This is a genomic window from Pseudomonas sp. NPDC089554, assembly GCF_050280645.1.
Taxonomy (GTDB): domain Bacteria; phylum Pseudomonadota; class Gammaproteobacteria; order Pseudomonadales; family Pseudomonadaceae; genus Aquipseudomonas.
On sequence record NZ_JBNNVR010000071.1, the window covers coordinates 1 to 18,850 of the forward strand.

An 18,850-nucleotide genomic window follows, 5' to 3' on the forward strand; every position below is an offset into this window, starting at 1 on the left:
GCGGGCTTGCCCGCGAATGCGGCGGTGCATTCAACATCGCATTCGCGGGCAAGCCCGCTCCTACAGGGGGCGGTGTCTAGAGCACGTATACAAAGATGAACAACCCAACCCACACCACATCCACGAAGTGCCAATACCAGCTGGCGGCCTCGAAACCGAAGTGCTTTTCAGGCTCGAAGTGCCCGCGCAGCACCCGCGCGAACATCACGATCAGGATCAACGTCCCCAAGGTCACATGCGCACCATGGAAACCGGTGAGCATGAAGAAGGTCGCGCCGTAGATCCCCGAGCCCAGGGTCAGCCCCAGGTGCACGTAGGCTTCGTAGTACTCGTAGGCCTGCAACGCCAGGAACGCCAACCCCAGCAGAATGGTCAGCCCCAGCCACAGCTTCAGCTGGCCGCGGTGCCCCTTGCGCAGCCCATGGTGGGCGATGGTGATAGTCACGCTGGAGCTCACCAGCAAAATGGTGTTGATCAGCGGCAGGTGCCACGGGTTGATGATGTCCTTCGGTGGCGGGAACAGTTTCGGGTCGGGGGTGTGCAGCAGCGGCCAGACGTACTCGAAGTTCGGCCACAGCATGTGGCTCACGCCCTTGTCGCCCTCACCGCCCAGCCACGGCCCGGCCAGCACCCGCACGTAGAACAGCACACCGAAGAAGGCCAGGAAGAACATCACTTCCGAGAAGATGAACCAGCTCATGCCCCAGCGGAACGAGCGGTCCATCTGCGCGCTGTACAGCCCTGCGTGGCTTTCCTTGATCACCGCGCCGAACCAGCCGAACAGCATGTAGGCCAGGAACAGCCCGCCGACGAAGAAGATCAGCGGCCCGTGGGACTCTGGGTGGCCAGCCTTGAGGTCGTTGAACCAGGTGCCCAGGCCATACACCGTGACGAACAGGCCGATGGTGGCGATGATCGGCCACTTGCTTTGCGCCGGGACGTAGTAGTGCTCGTGACTTGCCATTGCTGTTCTCCTTCCCTTAACGGGCGCCCTGGACGTCCTGGCCCGCGAGGTGCGCGACCGGTGGGTGGCGAGCGGTGATGTCGAACAAGGTGTAGGCCAGTGTCAGGTGCTTCACGCCCACCGGCAGGTCGCGGTCGACGATGAAGCGCACCGGCATCTCGATGCGCTCGCCCGGTTGCAGCACCTGCTGGGTAAAACAGAAGCACTCGGTCTTGTGGAAGTACGCGGCGGCCTCGGCCGGGGTGATGCTGGGCACTGCCTGGGCGCTCATGGGCCGGTCGGTCGGGTTGTGGGCGATGAACACCATCTGGTTCACAGCGCCAGGGTTCACTTCCAGCTGGTCGGCGGTGGAGTAGAAATCCCAGACCATGTCGCTGGCATTGGTCGACATGAACTGCACCCGCACTGAACGCGAAGGGTCCATGACCTGGCTGCCCTCGTACTGCCCGCCAGTCTTGCCATTGATGCCGAACGCCCGGCACATCACGTCGTAGATCGGCACCAGGGCGAAGCCGAAGGCGAACATCACCACGGTGAGCATCAGCAGGCGCAACACCAGGCGCTTGAGCGGCAGGCTGTCCATGTCATCGGCCTCCTACTTCACTTCCGGCGGGGTCTGGAAGGTGTGGTAGGGCGCCGGCGAAGGCACCGACCACTCCAGCCCATCGGCGCCATCCCAGGGCTTGGCCGGGGCAGGCGCGCCACCACGGATACACTTGATGACGATGAACAGGAACAGGATCTGCGTGGCACCGAAGGTGAACGCGCCCACCGACGACACCATGTTGAAGTCGGCAAACTGCAGGTTGTAGTCCGGAATACGCCGCGGCATGCCGGCCAGCCCCACGAAGTGCATGGGGAAGAAGGCCAGGTTCATGCCCACGAACGACAGCCAGAAATGCAGCTTGCCCAGGGTTTCGTCGTACATGTGGCCGGTCCATTTCGGCAGCCAGTAGTAGGCCGAGGCAAAGATGCCGAAGATCGCCCCCGGCACCAGCACGTAGTGGAAGTGGGCAACCACGAAGTAGGTGTCGTGGTACTGGAAGTCCGCCGGGGCGATGGCCAGCATCAACCCGGAGAACCCGCCGATGGTGAACAGGATGACGAAGGCGATGGCGAACAGCATGGGCGTCTCGAAGGTCATCGCGCCCTGCCACATGGTACTGACCCAGTTGAACACCTTCACCCCGGTGGGCACGGCGATCAGCATGGTGGCGTACATGAAGAACAGCTCGCCCACCACCGGAATGCCGACCACGAACATGTGGTGGGCCCAGACGATGAACGACAGGAAGGCGATGGCGCCGGTGGCGTACACCATCGAGGTGTAGCCGAACAGCGGCTTGCGCGAGAACGCCGGGATGATCGAGCTGACCGCGCCAAAGGCCGGCAGGATCATGATGTACACCTCGGGGTGGCCGAAGAACCAGAACACGTGCTGGAACAAGACCGGGTCACCGCCGCCAGCCGCGCTGAAGAAGCTGGTGCCGAAGTGGATGTCCATCAGCATCATGGTCACCACGCCAGCCAGCACCGGCATCACCGCAATCAGCAGGAACGCGGTGATCAGCCAGGTCCAGACGAACAGCGGCATTTTCATCAGGGTCATGCCGGGGGCACGCAGGTTGAGGATGGTGGCGATCACGTTGATCGCGCCCATGATCGAGCTGATGCCCATCAGGTGGATGGCGAAGATGAAGAAGGTCACGCTGGCCGGGGCGTAGGTGGTCGATAGCGGGGCGTAGAAGGTCCAGCCGAAGTTCGGCCCGCCGCCGGGGCTGAACAACGTCGACACCAGCAGCAGGAAGGCGGCCGGCAGCAGCCAGAAGCTGAAGTTGTTCATGCGCGGCAGGGCCATGTCGGGCGCACCGATCATCAGCGGGATCATCCAGTTGGCCAGGCCGACGAAGGCCGGCATCACCGCGCCGAACACCATGATCAGGCCGTGCATGGTGGTCATCTGGTTGAAGAACGCTGGCTCGACGATCTGCAAGCCGGGCTGGAACAGCTCGGCGCGGATCACCATGGCGAACGAGCCGCCCAGCAGGAACATCGCGAAGCTGAACCACAGGTACATCGTGCCGATGTCCTTGTGGTTGGTGGTCAGCACCCAGCGCATCAGGCCCTTGGCCGGGCCGTGGGCGTGGTCATGGCCGGCATGACCGTGGTCGTCGATCACTGCACTCATGTCCTGTCTCCTGATGTCCGGGTCATTGGCCTTCAGCCTGCTTGAGCGCCAGCACGTCCTTCGGCGTGACCATGTCGCCCTTGTTGTTGCCCCAGGCGTTGCGCTCGTAGGTCACCACCGCGGCGATGTCGACTTCCGAAAGCTGCTTGCCGAACGCCGCCATCGAGGTGCCCGGCTTGCCGTGGAAGACGATGCCCAGGTGCGCCTCTATGGGCCCTGTGGCGATCTTCGAGCCCTTGAGCGCCGGGAACATCGGCGGCAGGCCCTGGCCTTCGGCCTGGTGACAGGCCACGCAGGTGGTGTGGTAGACCTTGTCGCCGCGCTCGACCAGCTCTTCGAGGGTCCACTCCTTGCTGGTCAGCTCCTTGAGCTTGGCGGCCTCGGCCTTGCGCTCGGCGAGCCAGGTGTCGTAGTCGGCCTTGGACTTCACCTCCACCACCACCGGCATGAAGCCGTGGTCCTTGCCGCACAGCTCGGTGCACTGGCCGCGGTAGATGCCGGGCTTCTCGACCCGCGTCCAGGCTTCGTTGACGAAGCCGGGGATGGCGTCACGCTTGACCGCGAAGGCGGGCACCCACCAGGAGTGAATGACGTCGGCGGCGGTCACCAGGAAGCGCACCTTGGCGCCGACCGGCAGCACCAGCGGCTGGTCGACCTCGAGCAGGTAGTGTTCGTCCTTCGGTGCCTGGTTGCGCACCTGTGCAGCGGGGGTGGCCAGGTTGCTGAAGAACTCCACGTCCTGGCCCAGGTACTTGTAGTGCCACTTCCACTGGTAGCCGGTGACCTGGATGTCGATGTCCGACTCACTGGCGTCGTAGATGTCGATCAGGGTCTTGGTCGCCGGGATGGCCATGACCACGAGGATCAGGAAGGGGACCACCGTCCAGAGGATTTCCACCCAGGTGTGCTCGTGGAAATGCGCAGGCTCCTGGCCTGCCGCGCGCCGGTGGATGACCATCGACCAGAACATCGCGCCGAACACCACGACGCCGATGACCACGCAGATCCAGAAGATGGTCATGTGCAGGTCGAACACGGCGTGGGAGACTTCCGTCGCCCCTGGTGACATGTTCACGGTCCAGGCGGCGTTCGCCTGTCCGAACATCGACCACAGCAGGAGGCCCATCCAGACATGTGGATGTCGCATCATTGCGGGTTCCCCTTATCGTTCTTGTTGTCCCGGAGGCGTGGACGACCTTACGACGTTAGGAAGGGAACGGTGGCCAAGACTGCCTGGCTTCGACGACCGAGCCCCCTGCACAGGCAGTCGGGCCTCATCAACGAATCACGTTTCAACCGGAGTATAGACAGCGACTTATGGCGCGCAATGACGTCCATGAAATGATCTTCAGGAAATTCCCGGAAGGGCTGAAAGGTTTGAGCTTGAGCGGTTGGAGCACAATGATGGCATCTTAATATAACCCTTCGAAGTAAGTGCCTTAGGGTTATAACAAATACGTCTTAGGCATTTCGGGAAGCGAGCTAACTTAGTGTCTTCCGTTTGTAACGCCTTGTCCCTGGAGTTGTCATGAACATCGCTGCTGTACGCGAGCAGATTGCCCAAGCCCACCAACACGAACAACAGACCGGCCAACTCAAAGCCCGCCTCGCGCAACAACTGCCTCATCTGCACCCCTCGATCCAACTCCCCCAGCAGGACGCCCAGGGAACCTTGATCCGCTTCGTCAGCGCCTACATCGACGAGGTACCGGAGCTGCTCGAGGCCGCCCACGCGGTCGCCCGCGAAGCCGGTATCGAGTCGCAGATCAAGCCGGTGCTGAAGATCGCCGAGGCTTACTTCCTGCAACCGCCGAGCGTGATGCAGGGCCATGTGGGCCTGGACTGCCTGCTGGATGAAGCCTACCTGGCGCATCGCCTGGTGGAGGAGGTCAACGACCTGTATATCCGCCACTTCCAGCAGCCGCTGATTCCCGTGGACACCACCGTGGCCAACCTGATCGCCCACCAGTTGATCGGCGAGGAGTTCGCCAACCAGCTGGATGAAGTAGTGCACCACTCGGTGGACGAGATGCTCGACGACGAGAGCTTCGCCGTGGAGTCGGTGGAAGCCTACCGCGAGAAGCTGAGCAGCCCTGAAACCGGCGAAGCGTGGAAGCGCTGGCCGTGCCTGTCGCGCCAGCTGGGCGTGGAACTGGGGCAGTCGGCCTGAATGGCGGGTGTGTGGTGCCGGCAGACCGAGCACCGCACACCAGGCCCACTCAAATCGCGGTGATCACGCGCACGTTGCAGTAAGACTTGAGCCCTTCGACGCCGAACTCGACACCTACGCCCGACTCCTTGTGCCCGCCGAAGGGCAGGTCGATGCTCAGGTTGGCGTGTTGGTTGATCCATACCGTACCGGCGTTCAAGCGGTCGGCTACCGCGCGCAGCTGCTCGGCATCCTGGCCCCATACCGAAGCGCCCAACCCATAAGGCGTGTCGTTGGCGCGCCGGATGGCATCGTCGAGGTCGGTGTATTTCATGATGGCGCGAATCGGGCCGAACACTTCCTTGCTGACGAACGCTGCGTCTTCCTGCGGGTTGTCCAGCAGCGTCACCGGGAAGAAATAGCCTTGCTCAGGTGCCTGGCCCTGGTAGAGCACCGGGGTGCGGCTGGCCTGGATGGCGGACCAGGTTTCAAGAATCCGCTCGAACTGCATTCTGTTCTGTACCGGGCCCAACGCGCTGTGCGGGTCGAAGCCATCGCCGGTCTTGATCTGCGCCGCGTAGGCTTGCAGTGCCTGGGTAACGGCCGGGTAGATCGACTCATGCACGTAAAGGCGCTTGAGGCTGATGCAGGCATGGCCGTTGAGCATGAACATGCTCCAGAACAAAGGTTCGGCAATGGCTTGCGGGTCGGCATCGGGCAGTACGATCGCGGGATCGTTGCCGCCCAGTTCCAACGTGACGCGCTTGAGCGTCGGAGCGGCGGAACTCAGCACGCGCTTGCCGGTTTGCGTCGAGCCGGTGAAGGTCACCTTATCGAAGCCTGGGTGTGCCGTCATCAGTGGGCCCAGGTCGTCGCCGCCGGTAATCACGTTCAATACGCCAGGTGGCAGCAAATCATTGGCCAGGGCCATCACACGCAGTACGGTCAGCGGCGCAAAAGGCGAGGGCTTGAGCACGATGGTGTTTCCGGTCAGCAACGCCGACAGCACCTTCACGCAAGACAACAGCACCGGCACGTTCCACGGGCTGATGGCGCACACCACCCCCAGCGGCACATGGCGCTTGATGACCTTGCCCCGGCTGGGCGAATCGACGTGTTCCTGCGGCAGCTCCAGGCCCAGCAAGGTCGGGCCGAATGCATGAATGGCGCCGCCAAGCTCCCAAGCCGAGGTGGCGAGCGGACGCCCTGTTTCAGCAGTCAACAAGGCGACCAGCTCCTGCTGGTGCTCCTCCATACGTTTCAGGAACAGCTCGAGCACCTTGCGCCGCTCGGCCCAAGGGGTTGCGGCCCAGGCCGGGAAGGCGTCGCGCGCGGCCTGTACCGCCTGGTCCAGTGCCTCTTGGCCCGCATCGGGCACACTGGCAATGATTTCGCCGGTTGCCGGGTTGACGACGTGCAAACGTCCCCCAGGCGAAACGGCCTGGCCGTTGATGAAGTTGCTAAAGCCCGCGTCGAGCCTGGCGCTTTGCAGCAGCTCTTCACGGGGGGCTGATGGGTGAGCGAATTCGGTGGACGTCATACTCATAACCCTCGCGTTGGAAAGATAAGGTGTCGAAGTCCTCTCCATAACGCGCCAGGCCCCCGGTCTATTCCACCGTGATCGCGCTCACCGATGGAACAGGCCCGGACCGCCCCCTTGGTTGTGTACTCAGACCTGCACCGCCCGCCGCAGTCGGCCTTCGATCCTGCGCTTGAGCCCGCGCTGCTCGACCCGCAGGCGCGAGCCGTTGGCGCGGCTGGCCCGGCCCCAATCCTCGAGCAACTCCAGCACCGAGTGGTCGATGTAGCTCAGGTTGCCCAGCGGCACATGCAAGGTGGTGCCGGCCGGTACGCTGTCCAACGCCTGGGTCAGCGCGGGCACCTTGAGGAAGGTGGCCGCGCCGCTCAGGCGCAGTTCCATGTGCCCCGGTTTGTCCAGCGTTACCAGGTTGATCTTCAGGCGCGCGGCCTTGAACGCCAGCTTCAGCAGGGTCAGGGCGAAGCCCAGCAGCACACCGGTGAGCAGGTCGGTGAAGATGATCGCCAGCGCGGTGGCAGCGTAGGTGAGCATCGGCATACGCCCATATCGGCCGAGGCCGCGCAGGGCTTTCAGGTCGACCAGTTTCACGCCGGTATACACCAGCACCCCGGCCAGGCTTGCCACCGGGATCTGCTGCAGCACGCTGCTCAGCGCCACGACGAACGCCAGCAGCCACAGGCCATGGAGAATCGCCGAATAACGGGTTTGCGCACCGGCCTGGACGTTGGCCGAGCTGCGCACGATCACCCCGGTCATCGGCAGCGCGCCGAGCACGCCACACAGCATGTTGCCTACGCCCTGAGCGGAAAGTTCGCGGTCGAAATCCGAGCGCTGGCCATTGTGCATGCGGTCTACCGCAGCAGCTGAAAGCAGCGTCTCGGCGCTGGCGATGAAGGCCAGGGCGAGGGCGGCGACCAGCAGGGTAGGGTCGGCGAGCGCCAGCAGGTCGTCCGGTCGCAACCAGTCGATGGCCTCGGAAAGGTCGGCCGGCACCTGCACGCGGTTCACCGGCAACGCCAGCCAGATACTCAAGGCCGTCATCGTTGCCACACCCAATAACGCACCGGGCACAAAGCGCAGCCGCTGCGGCTTGAAGCGCTCCCAGCCCCACATCAAGGCGATGGTGCCAAGGCCCAGGGCACCGGCCTGCCAGGCGTTGCTTTCCTGGGGCAGTGCCGAGGCCAGGGTAGTCGGGAAGCCCAGCAGGTTATCCACACCCGAGGGCAGGGGTGCCGCGTCGAACATCACGTGCACCTGCGACAGCACGATCAACACGCCGATACCGGCCAGCATGCCGTACACCACCGCCGGCGCGGTGACGCGGAACCAGCAGCCCAGGCGAAAGCGCCCGGCCAGCAGTTGCAGCAGGCCCGCCAGCAGCAGGATCGGCCCGAGCATGGCCATGCCATGCTGGCGCACCAGCTCGAACACCAGCACCGCCAGGCCCGCCGCAGGCCCACTGACCTGCAACGGCGAGCCCGCCAGAAAGCCCACCACGATACCGCCGATGATCCCGGTAATAAGCCCCTTGGCCGGGGGCATGCCGGAGGCAATCGCAATGCCCATGCACAACGGCAGGGCCACCAGGAAAACCACCACCGAGGCCAACAACTCGCGCGGCAACGCCGCTCTGATCTGTGTCGTATTCACCGTAACGCTCCTTTTCTATCGCTCGGCCATTCCTCTGACCGAGGGCACGGGGGTTCCCTGAATTGCGCGCAGGCACGGGCCACCAGCGGGCTTGCCGGCAGGGCAGACAGGGAAATTCAAGGCAGCCGAAGACCGTGCCGCGCCTCAGGGGCGCAGCCGGCTATTCAAGGTTTCTTCGGGTGGAAGGGTCGCTTAGTAGCGGCCTCTCGGAGTGGCGCTTGGAATGGGCTCGCCGGCGGTCAGCGGCAGGAAGCGGTCGGTGGCGGCATCGTAGGCTTCGATACGGCTGGTCTCGATGTCGTACAGCCAGCCATGGATGTACAGCTGGCCGGCCGCCAGGCGCGAAGCCACCGACGGGTGGGTGCGCAAGTGGTGCAGCTGGGCGATGACGTTTTCCTTGGTCAGCACCTGCATGCTCTCGTGTTCGGTGTCGCAAGAACAATTGTTCTCGACCACGGTACGCGCCACTTCGGCATGGCGCAGCCAAGCGGAAACGGTTGGCATCTTGGTCAGCGATTGCGGGTTGAGCACCGCGCGCATTGCACCACAATCGGAGTGGCCGCAGACGATGATGTGGTGCACGCCCAGGGCCAGCACGGCGTACTCGATGGCGCTGGAAACGCCGCCGTTCATCTGGCCATACGGCGGCACCACGTTGCCGACGTTACGGGTGACGAACAGGTCGCCTGGCGAGCTCTGGGTAATCAGCTCGGGGACGATGCGCGAGTCGGCGCAGGTGATGAACATGGCGCGCGGCGTCTGCGCGGTGGCGAGCTTCTTGAACAGCTCTTGCTGCTCGGGGAAGACGTCATGGTGAAACTTCAGGAAGCCGTCGACGATGTGCTTCAGGGCGACATCGGCGCTCTCGGCAGGAACGTCCGGAGCGGGCTTGGATGGGTCCTTGACGGGCATGATTCATCCTCTTGACGGTTTGTAGGTACGGTCCATATTACCGGGGAAAGATTCTGGCTATGCGGAGAATTAGATGACACGCACAGGCCATTAATCACAGTCGCTGCTGACTGATTTCCTACGCTACGGGAGAAAACTTAACTGAAACTGAATTCGAAGGCTCTAGAACGGGCGTTCCAGGAAATTCAGGTGGGCATTCGATAATAGCAAAAAAGCATCAATCGCCAATACCCCAGCATGAAATTATTGGCTTGTATGAGTAAGGTTTAGAGGTAGGAAAAGACCCCGCGTCGAACTTACGACGGGGAAGCCCAGGCTCAGAACAACCCCATCTGCCGCCCTGGCGGGCAGAACGCCGTGCAATCCAGCGTCAGCGATTCCCGCCCCTCGAAGCCCAAACGCCGCATGGCCTTGGCAAAACGCTGCGCCAGCAGATCAGCGAACACGCCTTCGCCACGCATGCGGGCACCGAAGCGGCTGTCGTACAGCTCGCCACCGCGGCTCTGGCGGATCAGGCTCAGCACATGGGCCGCGCGCTGCGGGTGGTGGTCGTGCAGCCATTGCTCGAACAGGGGCGCCACCTCCAGCGGCAAGCGCAGCAGCATGTAGGCCGCGCTCTGCGCGCCGGCCTCTTTCGCCGCTTCCAGCAGGCGCTCCAGTTCGTGGTCGTTGACCATCGGGATCATCGGCGAACACAACACGCCCACGGGCACACCGGCTTCGCGCAGCACGCGGATCGCCCGCAGACGCGCCTTGGGCGCCGCCGCGCGGGGTTCGAGGGTGCGCTTGAGTTCGTCGTCCAGGGTGGTGAGGCTGATCATCACCCGCGCCAGGCGCTGGCTGGCCAGCTCCGACAGCAAGTCGAGGTCGCGCAGCACCAACGAACCTTTGGTGACGATGGTGACCGGGTGACGATAGCGCAGCAGCACTTCGAGCACGCGGCGGGTCAGACGCTGCTCGCGCTCGATGGGCTGGTAAGGGTCGGTGTTGGAGCCCAGGTTGATCGGCGCGCATTGGTAACCCGGCTTGCTCAGTTGCTGCTCGAGCACTTCGGCGGCGTTGGTCTTGGCGATCAGCTTGGTTTCGAAGTCCAGGCCCGGGGAGAGATCCCAGTAGGCGTGGCTGGGGCGGGCATAGCAGTAGATGCAGCCGTGCTCACAACCGCGGTAGGGGTTGATGGCGCGATCGAAAGGCAGGTCGGGGGAGGTGTTGCGGCTGATGATGGTCTTGGCCAGTTCCACCCGCACCTCGGTGCCTTGGGTGGGCGGGACTTCCTGGTGCCAGCCGTCGTCCTCGACCACGGAACGGCTTGGGGCGAAGCGGTTGTGCGGGTTGCTGGCGGTGCCACGGCCGCGCAAGGAGGTTGGCGTCATGATGAGGAAACCCGGATAGCTGTATTTATATACAGTAATCCGGGTTTCTCGTTTACACCAGTGCCAGTGGGCGGAATTACCCAGCCGTTACTGAGGCTTCTTCAACTTCGGGTTCGGGAAGAACTGCACCGCCTGCACCTTGACCGGCGTCGCCGCCGCCTTGGGCGCCAGCTGGTTGACCCGCGTGCCCAGCTCCTTGGGCACCGACAGCCCCTGCTCGTTGAGGGTGTCGGTGAAGCCGCAAGCCACGCACTCACGGTGCGGCACGTCGTCTTCGCTCCACATCATGAGTTTGTCGGGCTCGCTGCACGCCGGGCATACCGCCCCGGCGATGAAGCGCTTCTTGGTCTTGTTCACAAGCACCTCGCTCATGCCGCTGCGTCCTCGCTCAAACCACTATGGCGCAGCAGTGCATCGATGGATGGCTCGCGGCCACGGAAGTCGACGAACAGCACCATCGGTTCGCGAGAGCCGCCACGGGCCAGGATGGCCTCACGGAAGGCACGGCCGGTCTCGGCGTTCAGCACGCCTTCTTCCTCGAAGCGCGAGAAGGCATCGGCCGACAGCACCTCAGCCCACTTGTAACTGTAGTAACCGGCCGCATAACCGCCGGCGAAGATGTGCGCGAAGCTGTTGGGGAAGCGGTTGTAAGCCGGCGGGCGCATCACCGATACCTCGTCGCGCACCCCTTCGAGCACCTGCAGCACGCTGCGGCCATCGCCATGGGTGGCGTGCAGCTCAAAGTCGAACAGCGAGAACTCCAGCTGGCGCACCATCATCATGCCGGACTGGAAGTTCTTCGCTGCCAGCATCTTGTCGAGCAGGTCCTGGGGCAGTGGCTCGCCGGTTTCATAGTGGCCGGAGATCAGCGCCAGGCCCTCGGGCTCCCAGCACCAGTTCTCCATGAACTGGCTCGGCAGCTCCACCGCATCCCAGGCCACGCCGTTGATGCCGGAAACGCCAGCATGCTCGATGCGGGTCAGCAGGTGGTGCAGGCCATGGCCGAACTCGTGGAACAGCGTGGTCACTTCATCGTGGGTCAGCAGCGCAGGCTTGCCAGGGGCTGCCGGGGTGAAGTTGCACACAAGGTTCGCCACCGGGCTTTGCAGGCTGCCGGTTGCGGTGCGGCGGCGGTCGCGGGCGCCGTCCATCCAGGCGCCGCCACGCTTGTTGGCGCGGGCATAGAGGTCGAAGAAGAAGCGGCCGACGTGCTGGCCGTTTTCCTTGATCTCGAACAGGCGTACGTCGGGGTGCCAGGCGTCGAAGCCCTTGAGCTCGGCGATTTCAATGCCGTACAGGCGCTGCACGATGGCGAACAGGCCAGACAGCACCTTGTCGACCGGGAAGTACGCGCGCAGGGTTTCCTGCGACACGCTGTAGCGCTGCTCGCGCAGTTTTTCGCCGAAGTAGCCGGCATCCCAGCTGGCCAGCTCAGGGGTGCCCTGCTCGGCGGCATAGGCCTTGAGCTGCTCGAGGTCCTGGGCGGCGAATGGCTTGGAACGCTTGGCCAGATCGCGCAGGAAGCTCAGCACCTGGTCGCTGGACTCGGCCATCTTGGTGGCCAGGCTCAGCTCGGCGAAGTTGGCGTAGCCCAGCAGCTTGGCCAATTCCTGGCGTAGGTCGAGGATTTCGGCCATCACCGGGCCGTTGTCGAACTGGCCAGCATGGGTGCCTTGGTCGGAGGCGCGGGTGCAGTAGGCGGCGTAGAGTTCTTCACGCAGGGCGCGGTCGCTGGCGTAGGTCATCACCGCGTAGTAGCTGGGGAACTCCAGGGTGATCAGCCAGCCCTCGAGGCCCTTGGCCTGGGCGGCGGCGGCCATTTGCGCCTTGGCCGAGTCGGTCAGGCCGGCCAGGGCCGCCTCGTCGGTGATGTGCTTGGTCCAGGCCTGGGTGGCGTCGAGCAGCTGGTTGGAGAAGCGGCTGCCCAGCTCGCTCAGGCGGCTCTGCACCTCGGCGTAGCGCTGCTGCTGCTCGGCCGGCAGGTCGATACCCGACAGGCGGAAGTCACGCAGGGCGTGGTCGAGAATTGTTTTCTGCGCCACGTCGAAGCTGGCAGCCTCTGGGCCGTTGGCCAGGGCCTGGTAGGCGTCGAACAGCGCGCGGTTCTGCCCCAGCTCGGTGGAGTAGGCGCTCAGGGCCGGCAGGCACGACTCATAGGCCTCGCGCAGCTCCTTGCTGTTGCACACTGCATTGAGGTGGCTGACCGGGCTCCAGGCCGCGCCCAGGCGGTCGTTGAGTTCATCCATGGCCAGCACCAGGCCAGCCCAGGTGGGGTTGTTGCCCTGCTGCTCGAGGATATCGGCGATGGCCTTGCGGTTGTCGGCCAGGATCTGCTCGATGGCCGGCAACACGTGTTCGGCACGGATCGCCGAGAAGGGCGGCAGATCGTAAGACTGCAGAAGTGGATTGTTCGCACTCACGGTTTGGATACCTTGGCAGGAGAAACACTCGCCCATCTTAATTACAATCGACGCCGACCGCAGCAGGCAGCCTGCCTATCGGCATTCAAGAGGGGCGCTATCATGGCCATTCGAACCTTCCAGCAACACACGCCAAGCCTTGGGCCACGGGCCTTCGTCGACCGTTCGGCGGTGGTTCTGGGCGACGTGCAGATCGGCGAGGACAGCTCGGTCTGGCCGTTGACCGTGATCCGCGGCGACATGCACCGCATCCGCATTGGCGCCCGCACCAGCGTGCAGGACGCCAGCGTGCTGCACATCACCCACGCCGGGCCCTTCAACCCGGACGGCTTCCCGCTGATCATCGGCGACGAGGTGACCATCGGCCACAAGGTCATGCTGCATGGCTGTACCCTGGGCAACCGCATCCTGGTCGGCATGGGCAGCACCATCATGGACGGCGCCATCGTCGAGGACGAAGTGATCATCGGTGCCGGCAGCCTGGTGCCGCCGGGCAAGCGCCTGGAAAGCGGCTACCTGTACGTCGGCAGCCCGGTGAAGCAGGCACGGCAACTGACTGACAAGGAACGCGCGTTCTTCCCCTACAGCGCGGCGAACTACGTGAAGCTCAAGGACCAGCACCTGGCCGAAGGCTACGACCAACCTTGATGGCTTCCCCGAACAACCCGAGTGGACCGCACGACATGCACCAGCAGAACATCCTCTTCGACCTCGACGGCACCCTGACCGACCCACGCCTGGGCATTACCCGTTCGATCCAGTACGCCCTGGCCAAGCTGGGCATCGACGAACCGGACCTGGCGCGCCTGGAGCACTTCATCGGCCCGCCCCTGTTGCAGCAGTTCATGCACGCCTACGCGTTCGACGAGGCCAAGGCCTGGGAGGCGGTGAACTTCTACCGCGAGCGCTTCCGCGTCACTGGCCTGTACGAGAACCTGGTGTTCGACGGCGTGCCGCAGCTGCTGGAAACCCTGAGCGGCCAAGGCCGTACACTGTACGTGGCCACCTCCAAGCCCTGGGAGTTCGCCCGCGAGATCGCCCGGCATTTTGCTTTCGACCAGCACTTCAAGGTGATCTACGGCAGCGAGCTGGATGGCACCCGCACCAACAAGGTCGAGCTGATTCGCCACCTGCTGGATGAAGAAAGGCTGGACCCGGCGCAGACACTGATGATCGGCGACCGCAAGCACGACCTGATCGGCGCACACAGCAACGGCTTGCAGGCGGTGGCGGTGGGGTATGGCTTCGGTAGCCGGGAAGAGCTGGTGGCCGAGGCGCCGGCGTTTCATTTCGAGACCGTCGCCGAGTTGCACGCGGCGTTCGCCAGGCACTGAACAGAACCCGTGTGGGCTCGTGCTGCGATGACGCCGCCGCGCTAGCTCATGCGCGCGCCAACTGGCGCCGCAGCTCATCCAGCACCGGCCCGGTCTCTGGCCGCACGCCGCGCCACACGAAGAATGCCTCGGCCGCCTGCTCAGCGAGCATCCCCAAGCCATCCAGCACCTTCGCCGCGCCCAGCTGGCTGGCCCAGCGGCAGAACGGCGTAGGCTCCTTGGCGTACATCATGTCGTAGCACACCGTGCGCCCGGCTTCGACCAGGCTTTCGGCTATCGGCGGCAACTCACCGGAAAGGCTCGCCGAAGTGGCATTGATGATGACGTCAACCGGCTCGCGCAGCCAGGCAAAACCGCTGGCCACCACCGGGCCCAGCGCGTCGAATTCACGGGCCAGCTGCTCGGCCTTCTCCACCGTGCGGTTGGCCACCACCAGCGATTGCGGCCGATGCGCCAGGATCGGCTCCAGCACCCCACGCACCGCACCACCGGCACCCAAAACGAGAATGCGCTTGCCCGCGAGCTCGACCCCGGCATTCACCGTCAGGTCGCGCACCAGGCCCGCACCATCGGTGTTGTCGCCCAGCAGCGTGCCGTCGGCCTGCTTCACCAGGGTATTCACTGCGCCAGCACGCTGGGCGCGTGGGGTGAGGTGGTCGCACAGGCGGAAGGCTTCTTCCTTGAACGGCACGGTCACGTTGGCGCCGCTACCTTGCTTGAAGAAGCCTCGGGCGCAGTCGCTGAACTCGTCCAACGGCGCCAGCAGGGTGTTGTATTCCAGGGCCTGGCCGGTCTGGTCGGCGAACAGGCGGTGGATCAACGGCGACTTGCTGTGGCCGATGGGGTTGCCGAAAACGACGTACTGGTCCATGGGGTGCACTCGGTTATCCACAGGGGCTACTGGGCAAGCCAGTCGCGGTCGGTGAGGAAGTAGTCGGTCAGGCGCGCTTCTTCGCTGCCGGGCTCGGCCTTCCAGTCATAGCCCCAGCGCACCTGGGGTGGCAGCGACATGAGGATCGACTCGGTACGCCCGCCCGATTGCAGGCCGAACAGCGTGCCGCGGTCGTACACCAGGTTAAATTCTACGTAGCGGCCGCGACGGTATTCCTGGAACTCGCGCTGCTGCGCGGTGTAAGGCGTGTTCTTGCGGCGCTGGATGATCGGCAGGTAAGCCTCGACGTAGGCATCGCCAATGGCGCGGATGAAAGCGAAGCAGGTGTCGAAATCCCACTCGTTGAGGTCGTCGAAGAACAACCCGCCAATGCCACGCGGCTCGCCGCGGTGCTTGAGGTGGAAGTAGCGGTCGCACCAGGCCTTGTAGCGCGGGTATACGTCTGCACCGAATGGCGCACAGGCCTGCTCGGCGACCCGGTGCCAATGGATGCAGTCTTCTTCATTGCCATAGTACGGGGTCAGGTCGAAGCCGCCGCCGAACCACCACACCGGCTCTTCGCCTTCCTTCTCGGCGATGAAGAAGCGCACGTTGGCGTGGGAGGTGGGCACATGCGGGTTGTGCGGGTGAATCACCAACGACACGCCCAGGGCTTCGAAGCCACGGCCTGCCAGCTCGGGGCGATGGGCACTGGCCGAAGGCGGCAGGCCGGCGCCGAACACATGGGAGAAGTTGACCCCGCCTTTCTCGACCACCTGGCCTTCGCTGATGACCCGCGTGCGGCCCCCGCCACCGGCTTCGCGCACCCAGGCATCCTCGACGAAGCGCGCGCCGCCGTCTTCGTTCTCGATGGCAGTGCAGATGCGGTCTTGCAGGTCGAGCAGGTAGGCCTTCACGGCCTCGGTACGGCTGGTCATCGGGTCACCTGGCAGAACAGTGAAGAAATTCGCCGCGTAGCATACCACCGGCAGGTAGCACCCCGCAGTTGACGCCGATCAGGCAAAGGCGTCCGATAGAGGGCCTTTGAGATCGCGACGACAGGAGTGTGTGATGGCCAAGCGAATTCAGTTCAGCCAGCATGGCGGCCCGGAAGTCCTGCAACTGGTCGAGTTCGACCCGGCACCACCCGGCCCGCAGCAGGTGCGTGTGCGTAACCACGCCATCGGCCTTAACTTCATCGATACCTATTTCCGCAACGGGCTCTACGCGCCGCCCGCGCTGCCTTCAGGCCTCGGCACCGAAGGCGCCGGGGTGGTCGAGGCGGTGGGTGAGGGCGTGACCCGGCTCAAGGTGGGTGACCGCGTCGCCTACGCGGGCGGCCCGCTGGGCGCGTACAGCGAGGTGCATACGCTGCCGGCGGCCAACCTAGTGAAGCTGCCCGAGGGCGTCAGCTTCGAGCAAGCTGCGGCGGTGATGCTCAAGGGCCTGACCGTGCAGTACCTGCTCAAGCAAACCTACGCCGTGCAGCCTGGCGATGTGATTCTGTTCCATGCCGCCGCCGGTGGCGTGGGCTCGCTGGCCTGCCAATGGGCCAAAGCCCTGGGCGCCAAGCTGATCGGCACCGTCAGCAGTGCCGAGAAGGCCGAACGGGCCAAGGCGTTGGGGGCATGGGCGACCATCGACTACAGCCACGAAGACGTGGCCCAGCGCGTGCTGGAGCTGACCGATGGGCAAAAGTGCGCCGTGGTGTACGACGGCGTGGGCGCCGAAACCTGGCTGACCTCGCTGGATTGCCTGAAGCTGCGTGGGCTGATGGTGAGCTTCGGCAACGCCTCGGGCGCGGTGAGCGGGGTGAACCTGGGGATTCTGGCGCAGAAAGGCTCGCTGTATGTCACCCGGCCGACCTTGGCGAGTTATGCCAACAATGCCGAGAACACCCAGGCGATGGCCGATGACCTGTTCGCCATGATTGCCAGCGGCAAGTTGGTGGTGGATATCCAGCAGCGGTATCCGCTGGCTGAGGCGGCGAAGGCGCAGACTGAGTTGTCGGCGCGGCGTACTGTCGGTTCGACTGTGCTGTTGCCCTGATTCGCACACTATCTGGAGCGGGCTTGCCCGCTCCTGCAGCCGCATCAATCGTCGTAATGGAACCGGCACTGCAAGACGGTGAGCCGCCCCCCCTCTACCAGGTACACCAAACGGTGCTCACGGGTGATGCGGCGGGACCAGAAACCGGACAAATCACCCTTGAGTGGCTCGGGCTTTCCCGTACCTCTGAACGGTGTACGCAGGCACTCTTTAATCAGCGCATTGACTGTGTCGAAGATACCGGCATCCGCGTTTTTCCAATGGCTGTAGTCCTCCCAGCCCTCGGCGGTAAACGCAACGCTGACGGATTCTCTGGCCTCAGTCTTGTTGCGTTGCTTTGACTTCATGTTCATCAAGGGTCAGCTCATGGGTGACAGCCTTACCCGACCGCAGCTGATCGATGGAGGCGCGCAACCGCTTGGCATTCGCCGACGTGCCCAACAGGTACATCGTCTCTTGCATGCCGTTGTAGTCTTCCAGGGAAATCATGACCACAGGTTCACCACGCTGGCGCGTGATGATAGCGGGCTCATGATCCCGACACACATCATCCATCGTCTGCTTCAGGTCGGCGCGAGCCTGGCTAAAAGTCAGTACGTGCATATCTTCCGAATCCTTCCCAGGGCTCGCCTGGATCAGGTTTTCACGACCCCGAAGGGCGATAGGGCTTGCCCGATCCGCCGTGGGTCGGCTGCGGGCAATGTGAGCATTGTACAAGTCTAGGTACAACCTTCAAAGAACCCATAGTCGGGAATTCGTGTGGGTGGGAAGCTTAATTTTCGACCGCTTCGCCGCAAAGGTGATGGCTTTCGTGAAGCGGTGTAGGGCTTTTCCGAAATGTGCGGGGCGCATGCTCCTTTTTAGGCGCGTGCTTGCCCCGCGATTGCGTCAGCTCAGCCGATAGGTTTCTTCACCGCTGGCGCTGACTCGATGCCATTGACCATCGCTTCCACCAGCCCTTCCGCCATTTCGATCGAATGCAGGCTCGCCCAGTACATGCCCCGGCCATCGCCATGCAAGTGCTCGAGCGCCTTGATGCCGGTTTCGTAGGCGCAGCGCAGGTAGAGCGCTACGTGCACCAGGGCGTCATGGGCAGAGAGATTGGGGTTTACGGTGAACAGCGGCGGGTGGCCGGCGTCGCAGCGGCCGAAGGGGTGTTGAGTGGTTTCGGGGAGGGGTGGGTTGGGGACTATCTTTTTCGTCATGTCCTTTTCTCGCTCTAAGGCGCTGACACAACACTCGTTACCACACGAATGAAGGGTGGCAGCTGTACGCGGGGTGGTAAGCCGGAGGAGAAAAGACAAAGACCCCGGTAGGCCCGAAAGCCTCCCGCGCACAACCGCCATAGCGGCATCGTCTTTCTCAATTTTCCCGGGTTACCACACCCGATCGCCAAGTTG

At 63.8% G+C, this 18,850-nt stretch carries 19 protein-coding genes; 4 read left to right on the forward strand and 15 right to left on the reverse strand.

The window, feature by feature from the left end:
• Positions 1 to 76 precede the first annotated feature (76 nt).
• The 4 genes from ACQKPE_RS19120 to coxB are packed head-to-tail and all read right to left on the reverse strand — an operon-like array spanning position 77 to position 4,302.
• On the reverse strand, positions 77 to 964 hold the full coding sequence (locus ACQKPE_RS19120; protein ID WP_427668188.1) for a cytochrome c oxidase subunit 3: 888 nt from the start codon (positions 962 to 964) through the stop codon (positions 77 to 79).
• A gap of 16 nt (positions 965 to 980) precedes the next feature.
• Entirely contained in the window at positions 981 to 1,547 is a 567-nt protein-coding gene (locus ACQKPE_RS19125; RefSeq protein WP_427668189.1) for a cytochrome c oxidase assembly protein, read from the reverse strand.
• A 12-nt stretch (positions 1,548 to 1,559) separates the two neighbouring features.
• A complete protein-coding gene (gene ctaD / locus ACQKPE_RS19130) occupies positions 1,560 to 3,152 on the reverse strand; it encodes a cytochrome c oxidase subunit I (protein WP_427668190.1) in 1,593 nt (530 codons plus the stop codon).
• Between the two features lie 22 nt (positions 3,153 to 3,174).
• Positions 3,175 to 4,302 carry a cytochrome c oxidase subunit II gene (coxB, locus tag ACQKPE_RS19135; RefSeq protein WP_427668191.1) on the reverse strand — a complete coding sequence of 376 codons (1,128 nt, stop codon included), beginning with the start codon at positions 4,300 to 4,302 and terminating at the stop codon, positions 3,175 to 3,177.
• A 378-nt stretch (positions 4,303 to 4,680) separates the two neighbouring features.
• Between coxB and ACQKPE_RS19140 the strand changes: the two genes are divergently transcribed.
• Positions 4,681 to 5,322 (forward strand): hypothetical protein, encoded by a 642-nt coding sequence (locus tag ACQKPE_RS19140; RefSeq protein ID WP_427668192.1) that lies wholly within the window; start codon positions 4,681 to 4,683, stop codon positions 5,320 to 5,322.
• A gap of 49 nt (positions 5,323 to 5,371) precedes the next feature.
• On the opposite strand, the gene ACQKPE_RS19145 is transcribed toward ACQKPE_RS19140, so the two are convergent.
• The 6 genes from ACQKPE_RS19145 to prlC all read right to left on the reverse strand — a co-directional run bounded on the left by ACQKPE_RS19145 (position 5,372) and on the right by prlC (position 13,196).
• Positions 5,372 to 6,841: an aldehyde dehydrogenase family protein gene (locus ACQKPE_RS19145; RefSeq protein ID WP_427668193.1), complete on the reverse strand. Its 1,470-nt coding sequence runs from the start codon at positions 6,839 to 6,841 to the stop codon at positions 5,372 to 5,374.
• Between the two features lie 129 nt (positions 6,842 to 6,970).
• On the reverse strand, positions 6,971 to 8,491 hold the full coding sequence (locus tag ACQKPE_RS19150) for a SulP family inorganic anion transporter (RefSeq protein WP_427668194.1): 1,521 nt from the start codon (positions 8,489 to 8,491) through the stop codon (positions 6,971 to 6,973).
• 192 nt (positions 8,492 to 8,683) lie between these two features.
• Positions 8,684 to 9,403 (reverse strand): carbonic anhydrase, encoded by a 720-nt coding sequence (locus ACQKPE_RS19155; RefSeq protein WP_427668195.1) that lies wholly within the window; start codon positions 9,401 to 9,403, stop codon positions 8,684 to 8,686.
• 317 nt (positions 9,404 to 9,720) lie between these two features.
• Entirely contained in the window at positions 9,721 to 10,776 is a 1,056-nt protein-coding gene (locus ACQKPE_RS19160) for a PA0069 family radical SAM protein (protein ID WP_427668196.1), read from the reverse strand.
• 87 nt (positions 10,777 to 10,863) lie between these two features.
• Positions 10,864 to 11,148, reverse strand: a complete 285-nt coding sequence (locus tag ACQKPE_RS19165; protein WP_427668197.1) for a YheV family putative zinc ribbon protein — start codon at positions 11,146 to 11,148, stop codon at positions 10,864 to 10,866.
• Entirely contained in the window at positions 11,145 to 13,196 is a 2,052-nt protein-coding gene (gene prlC / locus ACQKPE_RS19170; protein ID WP_427668198.1) for an oligopeptidase A, read from the reverse strand. The genes ACQKPE_RS19165 and prlC overlap by 4 nt, the downstream gene beginning before the upstream one ends.
• A gap of 102 nt (positions 13,197 to 13,298) precedes the next feature.
• Here prlC and ACQKPE_RS19175 point away from each other — a divergent pair, with 102 nt between their 5' ends.
• Together ACQKPE_RS19175 and ACQKPE_RS19180 are read left to right on the forward strand one after the other, a co-directional pair.
• Entirely contained in the window at positions 13,299 to 13,844 is a 546-nt protein-coding gene (locus ACQKPE_RS19175) for a gamma carbonic anhydrase family protein (RefSeq protein ID WP_427668199.1), read from the forward strand.
• Between the two features lie 35 nt (positions 13,845 to 13,879).
• Positions 13,880 to 14,530 (forward strand): HAD family hydrolase, encoded by a 651-nt coding sequence (locus tag ACQKPE_RS19180; protein ID WP_427668200.1) that lies wholly within the window; start codon positions 13,880 to 13,882, stop codon positions 14,528 to 14,530.
• A 46-nt stretch (positions 14,531 to 14,576) separates the two neighbouring features.
• Here the strand turns inward: ACQKPE_RS19180 and aroE are convergent, their stop codons facing one another.
• Positions 14,577 to 15,401 (reverse strand): shikimate dehydrogenase, encoded by an 825-nt coding sequence (gene aroE / locus ACQKPE_RS19185; RefSeq protein WP_427668201.1) that lies wholly within the window; start codon positions 15,399 to 15,401, stop codon positions 14,577 to 14,579.
• Between the two features lie 26 nt (positions 15,402 to 15,427).
• Positions 15,428 to 16,339, reverse strand: a complete 912-nt coding sequence (hemF, locus tag ACQKPE_RS19190; protein WP_427668202.1) for an oxygen-dependent coproporphyrinogen oxidase — start codon at positions 16,337 to 16,339, stop codon at positions 15,428 to 15,430.
• A 133-nt stretch (positions 16,340 to 16,472) separates the two neighbouring features.
• Between hemF and ACQKPE_RS19195 the strand changes: the two genes are divergently transcribed.
• Positions 16,473 to 17,450, forward strand: coding sequence for an NADPH:quinone reductase (locus ACQKPE_RS19195; protein ID WP_427668203.1), 978 nt, complete (start codon positions 16,473 to 16,475; stop codon positions 17,448 to 17,450).
• A 44-nt stretch (positions 17,451 to 17,494) separates the two neighbouring features.
• Here the strand turns inward: ACQKPE_RS19195 and ACQKPE_RS19200 are convergent, their stop codons facing one another.
• From ACQKPE_RS19200 to ACQKPE_RS19210, 3 genes are all read right to left on the reverse strand, one after another.
• Positions 17,495 to 17,803, reverse strand: coding sequence for a Txe/YoeB family addiction module toxin (locus ACQKPE_RS19200; RefSeq protein WP_427668216.1), 309 nt, complete (start codon positions 17,801 to 17,803; stop codon positions 17,495 to 17,497).
• A complete protein-coding gene (locus ACQKPE_RS19205; protein ID WP_427668204.1) occupies positions 17,769 to 18,053 on the reverse strand; it encodes a type II toxin-antitoxin system Phd/YefM family antitoxin in 285 nt (94 codons plus the stop codon). Before ACQKPE_RS19205 ends, ACQKPE_RS19200 begins: the two co-directional genes overlap by 35 nt.
• Before the next feature lie 290 nt (positions 18,054 to 18,343).
• A complete protein-coding gene (locus ACQKPE_RS19210) occupies positions 18,344 to 18,655 on the reverse strand; it encodes a DUF3077 domain-containing protein (protein ID WP_427668205.1) in 312 nt (103 codons plus the stop codon).
• Positions 18,656 to 18,850 lie beyond the last annotated feature (195 nt).